The following is a 16991-nucleotide window of genomic DNA, read 5'->3' on the forward strand; positions in this document are numbered from 1 at the left end:
AGCGCATGCGTGTCGACTCCACCGTGATCGTGCTCGGCATCCTGATCCTCGTCATCGCGATCGGCGCGATCCTCGTGGCGACCGTCGGCCGCAGCTTCTTCAGCCCCGGCAACATCCGCGACATCCTCACCGGCATGAGCGTGCTGGGCCTCGTCGCGATCGGGCAGACGCTCGTCATCCTCGGCGCGTCCCTCGACCTCTCGGTCACCTACGTCATCAGCCTCGCGAGCCTCATCGCAGCCACGACGATGAACGGGAACCCGGCGAACATCCCCTGGGCGGTGACGCTCACGCTGCTGGTGTGCGCCTTCATCGGGCTCGCGAACGGGCTGATCGTCACCGTGCTGAAGGTCAACGGGTTCATCGCCACCCTCGGTGTCGGGCTCATCCTGCAGGGCGTCCTGAACACGAACTTCCAGGGGAGCGCCGGATCGGTGCCGTGGGCGTTCCAGCTCATCGGCGCGACGGGCGTCGGGCCGGTGCCGGTGTCGACGATCATCATGATCGCGCTCGCCGCCCTGGTCTGGTTCCTGCTCGACCGCACCCGCACCGGCGCGCACCTGTTCGCAGTCGGCGGCGACCCCGAGGTCGCCCGCCTGTCGGGCGTGCGCACGCGTCCGCCGCTCATCGCGGCACACGTGATCTGCTCGGTCTTCGCCGGGCTCGCCGGGCTGCTGCTCGCGAGCAGGCTCGGCGTCGGCAGTCCGACCGTGGGCCAGCAGGGCGGCTACGCGCTGCTGTCGATCGCGACCGTCGTGCTCGGCGGGACCCTGCTCCTGGGCGGCCGGGGGTCGGTCTGGGGCACGATCGGCGGCGTGGCGATCTTCGCGGTCGTCGACAACGTCATGAGCGTCATGCAGGTGAATCCGTTCCTCAAGGACGTCGTGCGCGGCGTCGTCATCGTCGCCGCGGTCGCCGTGTACAGCCGCCGCGCGATCGTGCGCCGTCGCACGCGGTTCGGCCCGGGCGGGACGAGAACCGGCGGCGACGCCCAGGCTGAAGCCGCCGCCCCGGCGATGGTCGCGGCATCCCACGCCCTCGAGGCGGATGCCGACGCGGCCGAAGACGGCGCAGCGACCCAGGGAGGTGCGCGATGAGGTTCCTGAACGCGCTCGTGAGCCCGCGCGGTGCAGTGTTCCTGCTGCTCGTGATCCTGCTCGTGGCCATCATGCTGCTGAACCCGAACTTCGCCGAGCCCGGCCAGATCATGCGCTACATCCAGCGGGTCGCGCCCGTCGCGATCGTCGCGATCGGCCAGTACTTCGTCATCATCGCGGGGGAGTTCGACCTCTCGCAGGGCTCGCTCATCACCGCGCAGGTGATCGTCGCGGGCAACCTCGTCGGCCAGGACGATTCGCGCACCGTGCCGGTCCTCGCCCTCATGATCGTGCTCGGCCTGTTCGTCGGACTCGTGAACGGCTTGCTCACGACCCTCCTCAAGGTGCCGTCCTTCATCGTGACGCTCGGCATGATGCTCGCCCTCCTCGGCCTGGTGCTGTGGTGGACGGGCGGAGCGGCGACGGGGAATCCCGCCGACAGCTTCCGTCAGATCGGCCGCGGCGGCCTCCGCGATCTTCCGGTCATCGACTTCCTGCCGTGGTCGGTGCTGATCCTCGCGGTGTGGCTCGCGCTCGGCATCTGGATCACCAAGCGCCCGCTGGGCAAGCTCCTCATCGCGATCGGCGACAACGCACGAGCGACGCGGTACTCGGGGGCGCGCGACTGGTGGGTCACGACGCGCGCCTTCATGATCTCGTCGCTGTCGGCGACCGTCTCGGCCGTGCTGCTCGTCGGCTACGCGGGCGTGCACCCGTCGGTCGGACGCGGCTACGAGTTCGTCGCGATCACCGCCGTCGTGCTCGGCGGGGTGGTGCTCGGCGGCGGTCGCGGGTGGATCGTCGCCGCCGTGGCCGGCGCCTTCGTGCTCGAAGCGCTCTTCCTGCTGCTCAACATCGCCGGAGTGCCGTCGTCGCTGCGCGACGCGGTCCAGGGCGTCATCATCATCGCCGCCGTCGCCTACTCGGGACTGGTGTTCCGGTCCCGGCGGCGCAGCGGCCCACCGACCCCTCCCTCACCGGGGAAGGAACCCGACGCGCCCGACGGCGCCGAGGAGTCGTCCGCAACACCGGCCCTCGCAGGCGAGGGCGCAGCACACAACAACAGGAGCTAGCAATGCGACGATCAGTGAAGATCGCCACCACAGCGGTGGCGCTCGTCGGCCTCTTCGCCCTGGCAGGGTGTACGACCGACCCGAACGTGGCCCCGCCGGACTCGTCGGCCGCGCCGACCGAAGATGGCGGCGCCAACGAGTGGTTCGACCAGGCGCTGTTCGACACACAGATGGCCCAGCGCGAGGTCGTGCCCGAGGGCCCCGAGGACGAGCCGTACCTGCAGTACATCGACGCGGAGATGGTCGACACGTCGCAGTACGCGAGCAGCGGCCCCAAGAAGGCGTGCTTCGCGAACGCGTCGATCTCGAACCCCTGGCGCCAGACCGGGTGGATCACGATGAACGAGCAGCTCAAGGTGCTGCAGGAGGCGGGCGCGATCAGCGAGATGGAGACGCGCGACGCGCAGGACTCCGATGACACGCAGATCGCCGACATCGACTACTTCATCTCGGACGGCAACTGCGACGTCTTCATCATCTCGCCGAACAGCACGGCGGCGATGACGCCCGCCGTCGAGCGCGCATGCGACACCGGCAAGCCCGTGATCGTGTTCGACCGCGGTGTCGAGACCGACTGCCCGGTGACGTTCATCCACCCCATCGGCGGCTTCGCGTGGGGCATCGACACCGCGCAGTTCCTCATCGACAACCTCGAGGAGGGCGATAAGGTCGTGGGCCTGCGCATCCTTCCGGGCGTCGATGTGCTCGAGCAGCGATGGGCCGCGGCGGAGAAGATGTTCGCCGACGCGGGCATCGAGGCGGTCGACTACTTCACCGGCGCCGACCCGGCCGAGATCAAGAGCATCATCTCGGACGAGCTGGCCAAGGGCGATGTGGCGGGCATCTGGATGGATGCCGGTGACGGCGCCGTCGCCGCCATCGAGGCCTTCGAGGATGCCGGCGTCGACTACCCCGTCATGACGGGTGAGGACGAGATGAGCTTCCTGCGCAAGTGGAAGGAGACGGGTCTCACCGGCCTCGCTCCGGTCTACTCGAACTTCCAGTGGCGCACCCCGCTGCTGGCGGCGCAGAAGATCTTCGCGGGCGAAGAGATCCCGAAGGAGTGGGTGCTCCCGCAGAGCCCGATCACGGCCGAGGAGGTCGACCAGTACCTCGAGGCCAACGACGGCATGCCCGACGGTCACTACGCCAAGTTCGGCGGCGAGAACCTGCCGGGCTACCCGGAGGTCTGGCAGCAGCGCCAGATCCCGTAAGCACCGATCCGATCCCGTCCTCCCCGCGAGGGGAGGACGGGATCATCCCTGACAGGAGAGTCATGCAGCGCACGATCGGCGTCAACACCTGGGTCTGGACCTCGCCGCTGACAGACGAGTCGCTCGCCGAACTCGCGCCGAAGATCGCGCGCATGGGCTTCGGCGCGATCGAGCTGCCCCTCGAGAACGCGGGGGACTGGGATGCTGCGCGCGCGGGCGATCTGCTCGGCTCGCTGGGTCTCGTTCCCGTCGTGATCGGCGCGATGGGCCCGGGCCGTTCGCTCGTCGATCGGGCGGGCAACGTCGCCGCGACCCAGGCGTACCTGCGCACATGCCTTGCCGCAGCGCGCGGGGTCGGGGCATCCGTCGTCGCGGGACCCTTCTACGCGCCCACCGGTGTCACCTGGCGCATGACGGCAGGCGAGCGCACCGAGGTCGTGGCGCAGCTGCGCCGGAACCTCGAACCGCTCGTCGACGAGGCTGCGGCGGCCGGACTCGCGCTCGCCGTCGAACCCCTCAACCGGTACGAGACGAGCGTCATCAACACCGTCGAGCAGGGTCTCGATGCGCTGGCGCCGCTGTTCGGGCCGGGGCTCGGCCTCGCGCTCGACACCTACCACCTCAACATCGAGGAGAAGCGACCGGATGCTGCGATCCGCGCCGCGGCCGGCAACATCGCGCACGTGCAGGTCTGCGGGAGTGACCGCGGGCCGGTCGGCGACGATCACACCGACTGGCCGGGGACTCTCGCTGCCCTCGACGACGCCGGGTACGCGGGCATCCTGGGGCTGGAGAGCTTCACGGGCGAGAACGCCACGATCGCGGTGGCCGCGTCGGTGTGGCGGCCCCTCGCGGCGAGTCAGGACGATCTGGCCGAGCGTTCGCTGCGCTCTCTCACGGCACTGCAGGCGTCACGCTGAGCGGTCACGCGCGAACCACGGAGTCCGTCGTGGCCCCGCGCTGCCGATGATGCGGAAGACTCGAAGCATGCCGATTCAGCACACCGTCGTCTTCCGCCTCACCCACGCCGCCGGTTCGCCCGAGGAGACGGCGTTCCTCGCCGACGCGCGCGCCGCGCTCACGTCGATCCCCGGCGTCGAGGATTTCCGCATCAACCGGCAGGTGAGCGCGAAGAGCGAGCTCGCGCACCAGTTCTCGATGGTGTTCCAGGGCGACGCCGAGTACCAGGCCTACAACGACCACCCCACCCACGTCGCGTTCGTCGCCGAGCGCTGGGTCCCCGAGGTGGCGGACTTCCAGGAGTACGACTTCGTCGAGGCCTGAGCCTCGGAAGTCAGGAGGCGGGGCTCTCGCCGGCCGTCAGTGCGTGGAGCAGGCGCGTCAGGCTCGTGATGTCGTCGAGCGGCCACTCCTCGAGCGCGTCGACGAGACTGTGCTCCTGAGGCGCTCGCGCCACTTCCAAGCGCTCCAGCCCGAACGGGGTCGGAGACAGCAGGCTCGACCGGCCGTCGTCCGGATCGGGCGTGCGCTGCACGAGGCCCAGCTGCTCGAGCTCTCGCACCGTGCGGCTGATCTGCCCTTTGTCGGCCATGAGCGATTCGGCGAGTCCCGAGAGGGTGATTCCCTCGCGGCGCACGATCGTGGTGAACACCTTGTAGGCGCCGGGCAGCATGCCCGGGCTCAGGCGGTTGGCATTCTCGGTGATGATGCGCCGGAACCGGTTGATCAGCTCCCCGAACTCCGCCTCGAGGGCGCGCACCGCTTCGGTGCGCGCCGCTCGGGTGTCGTCGGAGGTCATCAGGTTCGACATTAGCGCCGGGCGACTGAGGCTTCGTCCGCGGCGTCGGTGCCTGCCGCAGTGCCGCGGGCCGCAGCATCCGTGTCCACCGCCGCGGTGGCGGTCAGCGTCTCCATGCCCTCGGCGACCGAGACGGTCGCGAGGTCGGCCTCGCTCGCCTGCACGCGCTCGCTCGTGGTCATGCGGGTGAGCGGCTTGTTGGGCAGGAAGATGATCGCGATGAGGCTGACCACGGCCAGCGGCACGGCGATCAGGAACGAGTGGGCGATGGCCTGCGCGTAGATGTCCTCGACGATCACGCGGATCGACTCGGGCAGGGCCGAGACCTGCGGGATGGTGCCCGACGCGAGCTGCTGGCCGATGGCCGCGCCCTTCTCGCCGAGCGCCATGAGCGCGGCGCCGATGTCGTCCTTGCGGTCGGTGAACAGGTTCGTCGCCGAGGTCGCGAGGGCAGCACCCATCACCGAGACGCCGATCGTGCCGCCGAGGCTGCGGAAGAACGTGACCCCCGAGCTCGCGACGCCGATCTCCGACGGCTTGGAGGTGTTCTGGACGATGAGCACGAGGTTCTGCATCGTCATGCCGACACCCGCGCCGAGCAGGAACATGTACAGCGAGACCAGCACGAAGTTCGTGTCGTAGTGGATGGTCGACAGCAGGTACGAGCCGGCGATCAGGAGCACGCCGCCCACGATCAGGTACGGCTTCCAGTGCCCGGTGCGGGTCACGAGACCGCCGATCACGATCGAGGCGAGCAGGAGTCCGCCGATCATCGGGATCGTCATCAGACCCGCCTCGGTCGGGGTCGCGCCGCGCGCCAGCTGCATGTACTGGCTGAGGAACACCGACGTGCCGAACATCGCGATGCCGATGGAGATCGACGCGATGACCGCGAGCGTGAAGGTGCGGTTGCGGAACATCGTGAGCGGGATCAGCGGCTCCTTCGAGCGCAGCTCGACGATCACGAAGAGCACGGCTGCCAGGAGCGCGCCGCCGACCATGAGGATGGTCTCGGTGCTCCACCAGTCGTAGTCCTTGCCCGCGTTGGTGACCCAGATGAGCAGCAGCGACACGGCTGTCGAGAGCAGCACGATGCCGAAGTAGTCGATGCGCGCCTTCTTCTTGGGGCGCGGCGGCAGGTGGAGCGTCCGCTGCATGATGATGAGGGCGGCGACGGCGAACGGCAGCGCGATGAAGAAGTTCCAGCGCCAGTCGATCGTGTCGGTGATGAAGCCGCCGAGGAGCGGGCCGCCGACGGTGGCGACGGCCATGACGGCGCCGAAGAGGCCCATGTACCGGCCACGCTCGCGCGGGCTGATGATGTCGGCCATGATGACCTGGCTGAGCGCCGCGAGACCGCCGGCGCCGATGCCCTGCACCGCGCGGAAGGCGATGAGCGTGCCCGGGTCCTGCGAGAAGCCGGCCGCCGCAGTGGCGAGCACGAAGATCACGATCGCGATCTGGATGAGCAGCTTGCGGTTGAACAGGTCGGCGAGCTTGCCCCAGATCGGGGTCGAGATCGCGGTGGTCAGCAGGGTCGCGGTGACGACCCACGTGAACGCCGCCTGGTCGCCGCCGAGGTCGTGGACGATCACGGGGAGCGACGTCGACACGACGGTCGACGCGAGCATCGACACGAACATGCCGAGCAGCAGGCCGGTGAGTGCCTGCAGGATCTTGCGGTGCCGGCGCTTCTCGTCGGCAGTGGCGACCGACCCGGTCGCGGGGGTGGACGTGGCCATTAGAGTCCTTCGACTGAGGAGTTGAGATGATTCGCGGCGACAGTGGCGCGGAAGAAGGTTGACGAAGGTCAACAGTTGATTTGGGTCAACTATACGTCAATGGTTGACGTGCGTCAACTATCAGGCGTGTTGAAGGCGCGGGGGTCGCCGTCGAGCGTCCACATCGTGTGCTCTCACCGAGGTCACACGTCGTGTGCGTGCGCAGCGTGTGCACTCGGTGAGAGCACATGAAGTGAACGCTCGGTACGGAACGGATGCTGCGGCCCGCGGCATCCCTTCCTCCACATGACGTCTCGGGGACGAGGCGCGCACAGGCTGCGCAGCGGCTCGCGCGGCGGGGTTGTGTCGCGGGCAGGCTGGGGCGGGTGGCACACCACCTGACCTTCGACGAGGCGATGGCCGCGGTGCGGAGCCGTGAGCAGCTGCGGGCGAGCGGGATGACCGCCCGTGCGATCGGCGACGCCGTGACGCGCGGAGAAATGCGGCGGCTGCAGCGCAACCGATACGTCGGGATGGACCTCTGGAGCGACCTGTGGCCGGAGTCGCGTCACCTCATCGAGCTGTGCGCTGCTGTCCACGAGATGCGCGATGGTGGCGGCGTCGCCTCGCACGAGTCGGCAGGCGTGCTGTCGGAGCTGCCGCTGTACCGGCACACCCCTTCCGCGGTCCACCTCATCACGCCGCAAGGACGGCGGATGTCGAGCCGGCCCGGGCTGCAACGCCATGCCGACGAGCTTCCGGCCGACGACATCGCGGTGGTCAACGGCATCCGATGCACGACGCTGGATCGCACCGTCTTCGACTTGGTGCGCACCCTCAGCATGGAGGCGGCCGTCGCCGTGGCGGATGCCGCGGTGCGCCGCGAGGCGATGCGCGGATCCGCGTACGACGAGCGCGCCGCGGAAGCCTGGCGTGAGCGAATGCTGCAGCGGTGCGAGGCTGCGCGCGGTGGCCGGGGAGTCCGCCAGGCTGAGGCGGCGATCCGCTTCGCCGACGGTCGTTCGGAGTCGCCCGGCGAGGCGGTCAGCCGGCTGCAGCTGAGCCGTCTCGGATTCCGCGAGTTGCGGCTCCAGGTGCCGGTGAGCGGACCGGACGGCCGGACCTATCGCGTCGACATCGGCATCGAAGACGTGCGGAGCTTCTACGAGTTCGACGGCATGGGCAAGTACGACGAACTCGCGCTCGCGTCGGGGAGGACGGTCAAGGAGGTGGTTCTCGATGAGAAGCGCCGCGAGGACTGGATCCGCGGGAGGACCCAGCGTCGGCTCGTCCGCGCCGAGGCCCCGCACATCGTCACGCCCGAGGCGCTCGGTCGCCGCCTCGCGGCGTTCGGGATCACGGTCCCGCGCCGGTGACTCGTGTGTTCAGATCGTGTGCTCTCACCGAGGTCACACGTCGTGTGCGTGCGCAGCGTGTGCACTCGGTGAGAGCACATGAAATGAACGAGCGCTGGGGCGGATGCTGCCGCCCGGGGCGCGTCAGGCGGAGCGCGCGGCGCGCTCGGCGGAGCGGATGACCGACTCGACGCCGAGCATGAAGAGCTCGCGGTCCTTCAGGTCCAGCAGCTGCGCGGACATCTGCGCGATGTGGGGGTGCTTGATCGGGTCGACGAGCAGCGGGCCCTCGAACCACGGGCTGGAATCCGCGGGGGCCGCGGTGGCGCGCTCGGCCCGCGCGCGGGCGACGCCGGCGGCGATCGAAAGGACGTGGGTCGCCATGAGTGCGTAGTGCTGCACCAGGGCATCGCCGGTGAGGCCGGCTCGCGAGAACGCGTCGAACATCAGCTCGATCGCGTCGAGCTCTCCGGGGCCGTGGGTGGTGAGGACGATCGCCTCCTGCCCCACGGCGGGGTAGCGGGCGAACTCGGTCAGCGTCGCCGACGCGAGCTGGCGAAGCCGCTCCTGCCACTGTTCGGGGTCGGCGGTGACGGCGGCCAGGCTCCGCAGAGTGAGCTCGTCGAGCAGCGCGCTCATCAGCTCGTCCTTGCCGCGGAAGTGGCGGTAGACGGCGGTCGGGTCGGTGCCGAGCTTCGCGCCGAGGTCGCGGATCGAGAGGGAGGCCGATCCGGTCGTCTCGGCGAGCTCGAGGCCCGCCGCGATGATCGTGGCCCGGTCCAGGCGCTTCGCGCCCGGCTTCTCGGGCGTCGCCCCGGTGCGTGCCGCCATGATCCCCGCTTTCGCCGTCGCGTCCATCGTGCCACGCAGCCCTGTCTCGGCGTCGTGACGTCCCGAGCTTAGTCTGCTTGTCATCGCTCGTGTCAACACTGTTGACAGGAGCGATGACAGCGGTCTATCGTCAAGCGACCCGTTCGACGACGAAGGAGAGGTCCCGTGGCCGCTGCCGTTCCTGCAGATGCAGACACCCCGTACGCAGACACCGTGTTCATCCGAGCCGCGCTGTTCAGCTCCGATCTCGTGCGGGCGGGAAGCGCTGAGGCCCTGAGCGGCGTGGCCGTCGCCGTGCGCGACGGGCGCATCGCTGCGGTGTGCGCCGAGGACGAGGCATCCGTGTTCATCGGTCCTGATACGGAGGTCGTCGACCTCGCGGGAGCTCTGCTCGCTCCGGGGTTCCAGGATGCGCACGTGCACCCGATGTCGGGCGGCGTCGAGCTGCTGCAGTGCAACCTCACCGGCTCGGAGGACGCCGCCGACACGTTGGCGACGATCGCGCGCTACGCCGCCGAGAACCCCGACGCCGAGTGGATCGTGGGCGGCGGGTGGTCGATGGACCACTTCGCGGGCGGGGCTCCGCTGCGCGGAGCGCTCGACGCGATCGTGCCCGACCGCCCGGTGCTGCTCGCGAGCCGCGACCACCACTCCGCGTGGGCGAACACCGCGGCGATGCGCGCGGCCGGCGTCGACGCGGCCACGGCCGACCCGGCCGACGGGCGCATCGAGCGCGAGGCCGACGGGTTCCCGGCCGGCACCTTCCACGAGGGGGCGGCCGACCTGTTCGCGGAGGCACGCCCGAAGGTCTCGGAAGACCTCGCCTACGCGGGGCTGCTGCGCGCGCAGGACGACCTCATCGCGCAGGGCATCACGGGCTGGCAGGACGCCCTCGTCGGGAGCTTCCCGGGGATCCCCGGCGGGCTCGCCTCCTACCGTCGCGCGCTCGCCGAGGGAACGCTCAAGGCGCACGTCGTCGGGGCGCAGTGGTGGGAGCGCGGTGAGGGGATCGAACAGCTCGAAGGGATGATCCGCACCCGCGACGAGGTCGCCGCGCTCGGACGCGAGGACCGCTTCTCGCTGGGCTCGATCAAGTTCATGGTCGACGGCGTCGCCGAGAACCACACGGCCGCCATGCTCGAGCCGTACCGCGACGGGCACGGTCACTCGACCGACAACCGCGGCCTGTCGTTCATCCCGGCCGAGCGGCTGCGCGAGTACGCCATCGCCGCCGACGCCGCGGGCTTCCAGCTGCATTTCCACGCTCTCGGCGACCGGGCCGTGCGCGAGGCGCTCGACGCGGTCGAGGCGGCGGCGGAGGTCAACGGCGCGACCGACGGGCGCCACCACCTCGCCCACATCCAGGTGGTCGACGCGGCCGACGTGCCGCGCTTCGCAGCAGCCGGCGCCGTGGCGAACATGCAGCCCCTGTGGGCGTGCCACGAGGACCAGATGGACGAGCTCACCCTGCCGTTCCTCGCCGAGTCCGCCGCGTCGCGGCAGTACCCGTTCGGCGATCTGCAACGGGCAGGGGTGCGTCTCGCCGGCGGCAGCGACTGGCCGGTCTCGAGCGCGGATCCGCTCGCCGGCGTGCACATCGCCGTCAACCGTGTCGCCCCGCTGTCCGACGACGAGCCGCTGGGCGGCCCCCAGCAGCGCCTCGACCTCGCCACCGCGCTCGCCGCCTACACGTCGGGCACGGCGTACGTGAACCACCGCGACCACGACACCGGCTACGTCCGCGCGGGCTACCTCGCGAACCTCGTGGTCGTCGAGCCGAACCCGTTCACCGTGCCCGCCGAAGACCTCTACCTGTGCCGCGTCGCCTCGACGTGGATCGACGGCGAGCGGGTCTTCGCCCGCACCGACGCCGAGGCCGGCGCGGACGCCGAGGCCGCAGCATCCGTTCTGTCCTGAGTTCCTTCTCCACCACCCGACACCGTCGTCAGAACCCGAGGAGCACCATGATCCGCACCCGACGCACCGCCCGTCGCCTGCTCGCCGTCGCGGGCGTCGGCGTGGCCGGCGCGCTCGTCCTGTCCGCGTGCAGCGCCGACACGTCGAGCCCCGACGCCACCGCCGCCCCCGAGTGGGAGTACACCGCCCAGACGGCCGCGCCGTCGGGCGACATCGACTCGTACTCGTGGGTGAGCTACTCCGAGCCGTACTCGCTCGACTACGCCTACGCGTTCGACTACGCCGACAACCAGGTGCTCGCGAACGTCTGCGAGTCTCTGCTGCGCCTGAACCCCGACTTCACGCTCTCGCCCGGCCTGGCGGAGTCGTTCGACCACCCGACGCCCGAGACGTGGGTCTACACGATCCGCGAGGGCGTCACGTTCCACGACGGGACGCCGCTGACGGCGGCCGACGCCGTCGCCTCGATGAGCCGGCACCTCGATCCCGAGGTCGGCTCGTCGTGGTACTCGGTCTACCAGAACGTGGCGTCGATCGAGCAGACGGGCGACCGTGAGGTGACGGTGACCATGAACGGGCCCGACTCGCAGTTCAACCTCGCGATGGGCGGGTCGGCGGGCGTCGTCGAGTCGGCGGCGACACTGGCCGAGAAGGGGGCCGACTACGGCAACTCGACCGGGCTCGTCAACTGCACCGGCCCCTTCGCACTCACCGAATGGAAGTCGGGGGAGTCGGTCACGCTCACCCGCTATGACGACTACTGGGACGACGCGCTGCGGGCCCGCGCCGGCGAGGTCGACATCCTCTTCATGACCGACCCCAACGCGCGCGTCAACGCGCTGAAGTCGGGGGAGGTCGACGGCGGGTGGATGATCCCGGCTGACGCGATCGGGCAGCTTCGGGACTCCGGCAAGGGGGACATGTACTTCGGCCTCAACACCGCGGTCGGCAGCCTCATCGTGAACAACCTCGAGGGTCCGCTCGGCGACGAGCGCGTGCGCCGGGCGCTGCTCATGGCGATGGACCGGCAGGGGATCCTGGATGCCGCGGCCAAGGGCTACGGCGAGGTCACGAACGCGCTCACCACCGAGTCGGTGTGGGTCGGCGCGAGCGACGCGGGCCTGAAGGACGCGTTCGACGGGCTGGAGGCGTATCCGTACGACATCGAAGCGGCCAAGAAGCTCATCGACGAGGCGGGGGTCGCGGGCGAGGAGATCGTGATCGCCACCGCGCCGATCAGCAACGACTTCACCGTCATCTCGCAGGGCGCGGCTGCCGCCGCACAGTCCATCGGCCTCACGGCGACCATCGAGACGGTGAGCCCGAGCGCGTACACGGCACTGTTCTCCGACCCGACCGCGCGCGAGGGCATCGACCTCTTCTACACCTCGTGGTACCTGTCGAGCCCGGATCCGCTCGAGATGTACAGCGTGCTGCGCACGGGCGAGTTCAGCAACTACGGCAATTGGAGCGACCCCGAGTTCGACGCCCTCGTGAACGAGGCCGTCACCATCGACGACCCCGCGGCGCGCAGCGAGGTCACCGCTCAGGCTCAGCGCATCGCGAACGAGCAGCTGCCCTGGCTGCCGCTGTTCCAGGGCCCGATGACGCTGTTCCTCGGCGACCGGGTGACCGGCGTCGCCCCGTCGGTGGCGTTCATGTACTACCCGTGGGCGGCGACCATTGGCTCCCGTTGATGTGAGCGCGGGCCCGGCGGTCGCCGCCGGGTCCGGACCGGATCGGCGTCGGGCCGGAGGGAGCGGGGGAGCGATGATCGCCGTCCGCCGGATCGCCGGCAAGCTCGGCGGGCTGCTGCTCACGCTGTTCCTGGCATCCGTGCTCGTCTTCTTCTCGCGCTTCCTGGTGCCGGGCGATCCGGTGGCGTTCCTGCTGCGGGGGCGCAAGCCCAGCCCCGAGGCGGTGGCGCAGATCACCGCGCAGTACGGTCTCGACCTGCCGCCGTGGCAGCAGTACCTCACCTGGGTGGCAGGGCTCCTCCACGGCGACCTGGGTCGGTCGCTGCAGTACCGGCAGGACGTCACCGTGGTGCTCGGCGAGCGGCTGCCCGTCACCCTCGGACTGGTCGTGATGGCGGGCACGATGATCGCGGTCGTCGGCCTCATCGCCGGCGCGGTCGCCGCCCTCCACCGCGGCCGCCTCGCGGACCGCTCGATCCTCATCGGGCTCACCGTGCTCGGCGCCATCCCGTCGTTCGTCGGATCCATCGTGCTCATCGCGGTGTTCGCGGTGCAGCTCGGCTGGTTCCCGTCGTTCGGGTCGGGCGAGGGGTTCTGGGACACGGTCTACCACCTCGTGCTTCCGTCGATCGCCCTCGCGATCGTGTTCGTCGTGCTGGTGGGCAAGGTGACGCGTTCGTCGATGATCGACCAGCTCGATCGCGAGCACGTGGAGGTCGCGATCAGCCGTGGCATCAAGCGCGGCACCGTGATCCGCCGTCACGTGTTCCGCAACGCCGTCGGGCCGATCCTGACCGTGAGCGGGATGCTGGTGGCCGGGCTCCTCGTCGCGAGCTCCATCGTCGAGGCCGCGTTCGGCCTCGCCGGCATGGGCTCGCTGCTCGTGCAATCGGTGGATCGGCTCGACTTCCCGGTCGTGCAGGCGATCGTCCTCCTCGTCGTGACCGCCTTCGTCCTCGTGAACGCGGTGATCGACGTCCTCGAACCCTGGATCGATCCCCGGTCCGCCGCCGGAGCAGGTGCCCGATGACGACAACACCCACCCTCGCCGTCAAGGTGCTCCGCGCCCCGCGGCTGCCCCGCACCAGCCTGACCTTCGCGATCGCGCTCGGCGTCCTCGCCGCGATGACGCTGGCCGCGATCTTCGCCCCGTTCCTCGCGCCGTACAACCCCGACGCCGTCGACTTCGCCGCGGTCAATGCGCCTCCGAGCGCCGCGCATTGGCTGGGCACCGATGGCCTCGGCCGCGACACACTGAGCCGCCTCATCTACGGTGCGCGCACGGCCCTGCTCGGTCCGCTCCTCGTGGTGATGGCGTCGACGGTGCTCGGCATCCTCCTCGGTCTCATCGCCGGCTGGCGCGGCGGCTGGATCGACTCCGTGCTCGGTCGCCTGTTCGACGTGCTGTTCGCCTTCCCGTCCCTGCTCATCGCGATCATGGCGGTCGCGCTCTTCGGCAAGGGGCTGGTCGCTCCCGTCATCGCGATGAGCATCGCGTATGCGCCGTTCGTCGCCCGCCTCACCCGCTCGCTCATCGCGGCCGAGCGCACGCGGCCCTACGTCGCGGCCTATCGCGTGCAGGGCTTCGGCGGCGCGTGGATCGCGCTGCGGCGCGTGCTGCCGAACGTCACGCCCATCGTCGGAGCGCAGTCGACGCTCAACTTCGGGTACGTGCTCGCCGAGCTCGCCGCCCTGTCGTTCCTCGGCCTGGGCGTGCAGCCGCCCACCGCCGACTGGGGCGCGATGATCAACGAGGCGCAGGCCGGGCTCATCGGGGGGCACTTCCTGCCCGCGATCGTGCCGGCGGTGGCCGTCGTCGTGGTCGTCGTGGCCGTCAACATCATCGGAGAAGAGCTCTCCGACCGCATCGGTGGGGAGACCCCGGCATGACCGCGACCGAGACCGTCGTGGATCCGGCGGCCGCGCCGGCCGCACCCAACCCGGCGCTGCTCGACATCCGCGACCTCACCCTCGACCTGCCCGACGGCACGCGGCTGCTGCACGGGATCTCGCTGTCGGTCGCGGCGGGCGAGACGGTGGGTCTCGTCGGCGAGTCGGGGTCGGGCAAGTCACTCACCGCTCGCACGGTGCTGGGCCTCGTCCCGGATCGCGCGGCGATCACCGGCGACGTCGTGCTCGACGGGGCCGGCGTGCTGTCGGCCCCCGCGTCCGAGCTTCGGCGGCTGCGCCGCCGCGGCGCGGCGATGATCTTCCAGGACCCGCGCGCGGGCATCAACCCGATGCGGACGATCGGCGACCACCTCACCGAGGCGCTCCGCCTCGCGGAGGGATGGTCGACGGATGCTGCGCGCGCCCGCGCCATCGAGCTGCTCGAGGCGGTGCGTCTCCCGCGCCCCGAGGACCACCTGCGCCAATATCCGCACGAGTTCTCGGGCGGCATGCTGCAGCGGGTCATGATCGCGGGAGCCCTGACGACGTCGCCGAAGCTCCTCGTGTGCGACGAGCCGACGACGGCTCTCGACGTGACCACCCAGGCCGAGATCATCGGGGTGCTCACCGAGCAGCGCGCGAGCCGCGGCATGGGCATGCTCTTCATCACGCACGACCTCAACCTCGCTGCATCACTGTGCGACCGCGTGTACGTCATGAGCGGCGGGCAGGTCGTCGAGCAGGGCCGCGCGCACGACGTGCTCCGCGACCCGCGGGCCGAGTACACGCGGCGCCTCGTCGCCGCGACCCCGACGCTCGTCGGCGCCGCACCGGGCGCGACCGCGGGTCGCCGCATCGGAGGCTCTGCGGAACACGCCGGGCCGCAGCATCCGTCCGCCGGCGCGTCTCGAGCGACCTCCGATTCTGTGCGCGACGACAGGGCAACGGATGCTGCGGCCGCGGCGACTGCCGCATCGCCGATGCTCGAGGCGGCCGAGGTGTCGAAGACGTATGTGCGCCGGGGCAAGGAGCCGGTGCGCGCGGTGATCGACGCGGCGGTTGCGGTGCCCCGCGGCGGCGCGCTCGGGGTGGTGGGGGAGTCGGGGTCGGGCAAGTCGACGCTCGCGCGCATGATCGTGGGGCTCGAGGCCGCCGACACGGGCGACATCCGTATCGACGGTCGCGAGCGCACCGCGGTCCCTCGCAACAGGCGCCAGCGGTTGGCCCACGCACGCAGCGTGCAGATGGTGTTCCAGGATCCGTACCTGTCGCTCGACCCGCGCATCACGGCGGGCCGGGCCATCGAAGACGCCCTGCGCCTCCACACCCGGCTGACCGCGACCGACGCACGGTCGCGGGTGCTCGACCTGCTCGCCCAGGTAGGACTGGGGGAGAAGCACGCCGCCGCGCGGCCGCGGACCCTCTCGGGCGGCCAGCGGCAGCGCGTCGCGATCGCCCGTGCCCTCGCGATCGAGCCGGACGTGCTCGCGATGGACGAGGCGACGAGCGCGCTCGACGTCTCGGTGCAGGCGCAGGTGCTCGACCTCGTCGACCGCATCCGGCGGGAGCGCGGACTCACCGTGCTCTTCATCAGCCACGACCTCGCCGTCGTCAGGCGCGTGTGCGACGAGACCGTCGTGATGCGCCGCGGCGAGATCGTCGAGCGCGGTCGCACGGCGGGGCTCCTCGCCGCTCCGCAACACGAGTACACGCGGCTGCTCATCGACTCGGTGCCGAAGCCCGGGTGGGACGCCGAGGTGGTGGGCGCAGAGCTCGAGGCCGCGGGTGTCGACGGCGGCGTACCGGACGCGGGTGTGGACGACGCCGATGCGGAGGCGGCAGCAGTGGAGACGGCGAGGGTCGAGGCGGCCGGGCAGGCACGGTGACCCGGGTTCGGCGCAGGACGCCGGAGCGCGGGAGGATGGAGGAGTGTTCAGCGTCGAACTGATTCCGGATGCCGAGATCGACCGCGTGGTGCGGGAGGACTGGGACCGGCTGCTCGGCGCGGACCTGCCGAGCTCGGGACGCAACCCGGCGCCCAGCAACCGCCCCCACGTCACGCTCGCGGTGCGGGAGCATCTCGAGCCGTCGGCTTTCGCCGGCATCGCCGAGATGCTTCCCGTTCCCCTCGAGCTCGGAGGAGTGCTGCTCCTCGGCCACCGGGATCGGTACGTGCTCACGCGCCAGGTCGTCGCGACCTCCGCCCTGCTGGAGGTCCACCGCGTCGTGGCGGAACTCGCCGGCAGACCCGAGCCCCGCTATTCGACGACGCGCATCGACCACTGGACGCCGCACATCACCCTCGCGCGCGGGCTGACCGCGGTACGGCTGGCGACGGCGATGCGCACGATCAGGGCCCCGCACATCAGCGGGGAGGCCGTCGGCGCGCGGGTGTGGGATGCCGAGAACCGGCGCGTCATCACGATCCGGTGAGTGA

General features: G+C 70.5%; 15 protein-coding genes. 12 read left to right on the forward strand and 3 right to left on the reverse strand.

The genetic code is table 11. From position 1 onward, the window contains the following. The first annotated feature begins 5 nt into the window (after nucleotides 1-5). From ACFC1K_RS07075 to ACFC1K_RS07095, 5 genes are all read left to right on the forward strand, one after another. The gene (locus ACFC1K_RS07075) at nucleotides 6-1097 is read left to right on the forward strand and encodes an ABC transporter permease (protein WP_375871164.1); all 1092 of its coding nucleotides are present in this window, start codon (nucleotides 6-8) and stop codon (nucleotides 1095-1097) included. Next, complete coding sequence (locus ACFC1K_RS07080) at nucleotides 1094-2170, forward strand: ABC transporter permease (RefSeq protein ID WP_375871012.1); 1077 nt, start codon at nucleotides 1094-1096, stop codon at nucleotides 2168-2170. Before ACFC1K_RS07075 ends, ACFC1K_RS07080 begins: the two co-directional genes overlap by 4 nt. 2 nt (nucleotides 2171-2172) lie before the next feature. Continuing rightward, nucleotides 2173-3384, forward strand: coding sequence for a substrate-binding domain-containing protein (locus tag ACFC1K_RS07085; RefSeq protein WP_375871013.1), 1212 nt, complete (start codon nucleotides 2173-2175; stop codon nucleotides 3382-3384). A gap of 62 nt (nucleotides 3385-3446) precedes the next feature. Then, entirely contained in the window at nucleotides 3447-4304 is an 858-nt protein-coding gene (locus ACFC1K_RS07090) for a sugar phosphate isomerase/epimerase family protein (protein ID WP_375871014.1), read from the forward strand. 67 nt (nucleotides 4305-4371) lie between these two features. Beyond that, nucleotides 4372-4668 carry a Dabb family protein gene (locus tag ACFC1K_RS07095; protein WP_375871015.1) on the forward strand — a complete coding sequence of 99 codons (297 nt, stop codon included), beginning with the start codon at nucleotides 4372-4374 and terminating at the stop codon, nucleotides 4666-4668. Between the two features lie 10 nt (nucleotides 4669-4678). On the opposite strand, the gene ACFC1K_RS07100 is transcribed toward ACFC1K_RS07095, so the two are convergent. Together ACFC1K_RS07100 and ACFC1K_RS07105 are read right to left on the reverse strand one after the other, a co-directional pair. Beyond that, nucleotides 4679-5143, reverse strand: a complete 465-nt coding sequence (locus ACFC1K_RS07100) for a MarR family winged helix-turn-helix transcriptional regulator (RefSeq protein ID WP_375871016.1) — start codon at nucleotides 5141-5143, stop codon at nucleotides 4679-4681. Nucleotides 5144-5154: 11 nt separating this feature from the next. Further along, the gene (locus tag ACFC1K_RS07105; RefSeq protein WP_375871017.1) at nucleotides 5155-6885 is read right to left on the reverse strand and encodes a DHA2 family efflux MFS transporter permease subunit; all 1731 of its coding nucleotides are present in this window, start codon (nucleotides 6883-6885) and stop codon (nucleotides 5155-5157) included. Between the two features lie 365 nt (nucleotides 6886-7250). Between ACFC1K_RS07105 and ACFC1K_RS07110 the strand changes: the two genes are divergently transcribed. Further along, nucleotides 7251-8240, forward strand: coding sequence for a hypothetical protein (locus tag ACFC1K_RS07110; protein ID WP_375871018.1), 990 nt, complete (start codon nucleotides 7251-7253; stop codon nucleotides 8238-8240). A gap of 123 nt (nucleotides 8241-8363) precedes the next feature. Here ACFC1K_RS07110 and ACFC1K_RS07115 read toward each other — a convergent pair whose 3' ends face one another. Further along, nucleotides 8364-9050 (reverse strand): TetR/AcrR family transcriptional regulator, encoded by a 687-nt coding sequence (locus tag ACFC1K_RS07115; protein ID WP_375871019.1) that lies wholly within the window; start codon nucleotides 9048-9050, stop codon nucleotides 8364-8366. Nucleotides 9051-9215: 165 nt separating this feature from the next. Here ACFC1K_RS07115 and ACFC1K_RS07120 point away from each other — a divergent pair, with 165 nt between their 5' ends. The 6 genes from ACFC1K_RS07120 to ACFC1K_RS07145 all read left to right on the forward strand — a co-directional run bounded on the left by ACFC1K_RS07120 (nucleotide 9216) and on the right by ACFC1K_RS07145 (nucleotide 16987). Continuing rightward, nucleotides 9216-10967 carry an amidohydrolase gene (locus tag ACFC1K_RS07120; RefSeq protein ID WP_375871020.1) on the forward strand — a complete coding sequence of 584 codons (1752 nt, stop codon included), beginning with the start codon at nucleotides 9216-9218 and terminating at the stop codon, nucleotides 10965-10967. Nucleotides 10968-11014: 47 nt separating this feature from the next. Then, nucleotides 11015-12664, forward strand: a complete 1650-nt coding sequence (locus tag ACFC1K_RS07125; RefSeq protein ID WP_375871021.1) for an ABC transporter substrate-binding protein — start codon at nucleotides 11015-11017, stop codon at nucleotides 12662-12664. A 73-nt stretch (nucleotides 12665-12737) separates the two neighbouring features. Further along, nucleotides 12738-13694: an ABC transporter permease gene (locus ACFC1K_RS07130; protein WP_375871022.1), complete on the forward strand. Its 957-nt coding sequence runs from the start codon at nucleotides 12738-12740 to the stop codon at nucleotides 13692-13694. Then, nucleotides 13691-14554, forward strand: coding sequence for an ABC transporter permease (locus tag ACFC1K_RS07135; protein WP_375871023.1), 864 nt, complete (start codon nucleotides 13691-13693; stop codon nucleotides 14552-14554). Before ACFC1K_RS07130 ends, ACFC1K_RS07135 begins: the two co-directional genes overlap by 4 nt. After that, entirely contained in the window at nucleotides 14551-16440 is a 1890-nt protein-coding gene (locus ACFC1K_RS07140) for a dipeptide ABC transporter ATP-binding protein (protein WP_375871024.1), read from the forward strand. The genes ACFC1K_RS07135 and ACFC1K_RS07140 overlap by 4 nt, the downstream gene beginning before the upstream one ends. Nucleotides 16441-16483: 43 nt before the next feature. Further along, nucleotides 16484-16987: a 2'-5' RNA ligase family protein gene (locus tag ACFC1K_RS07145; RefSeq protein ID WP_375871025.1), complete on the forward strand. Its 504-nt coding sequence runs from the start codon at nucleotides 16484-16486 to the stop codon at nucleotides 16985-16987. Nucleotides 16988-16991 lie beyond the last annotated feature (4 nt).

This window comes from Microbacterium sp. NPDC056057 (genome assembly GCF_042266945.1).
Classification (GTDB): domain Bacteria; phylum Actinomycetota; class Actinomycetes; order Actinomycetales; family Microbacteriaceae; genus Microbacterium; species Microbacterium trichothecenolyticum_C.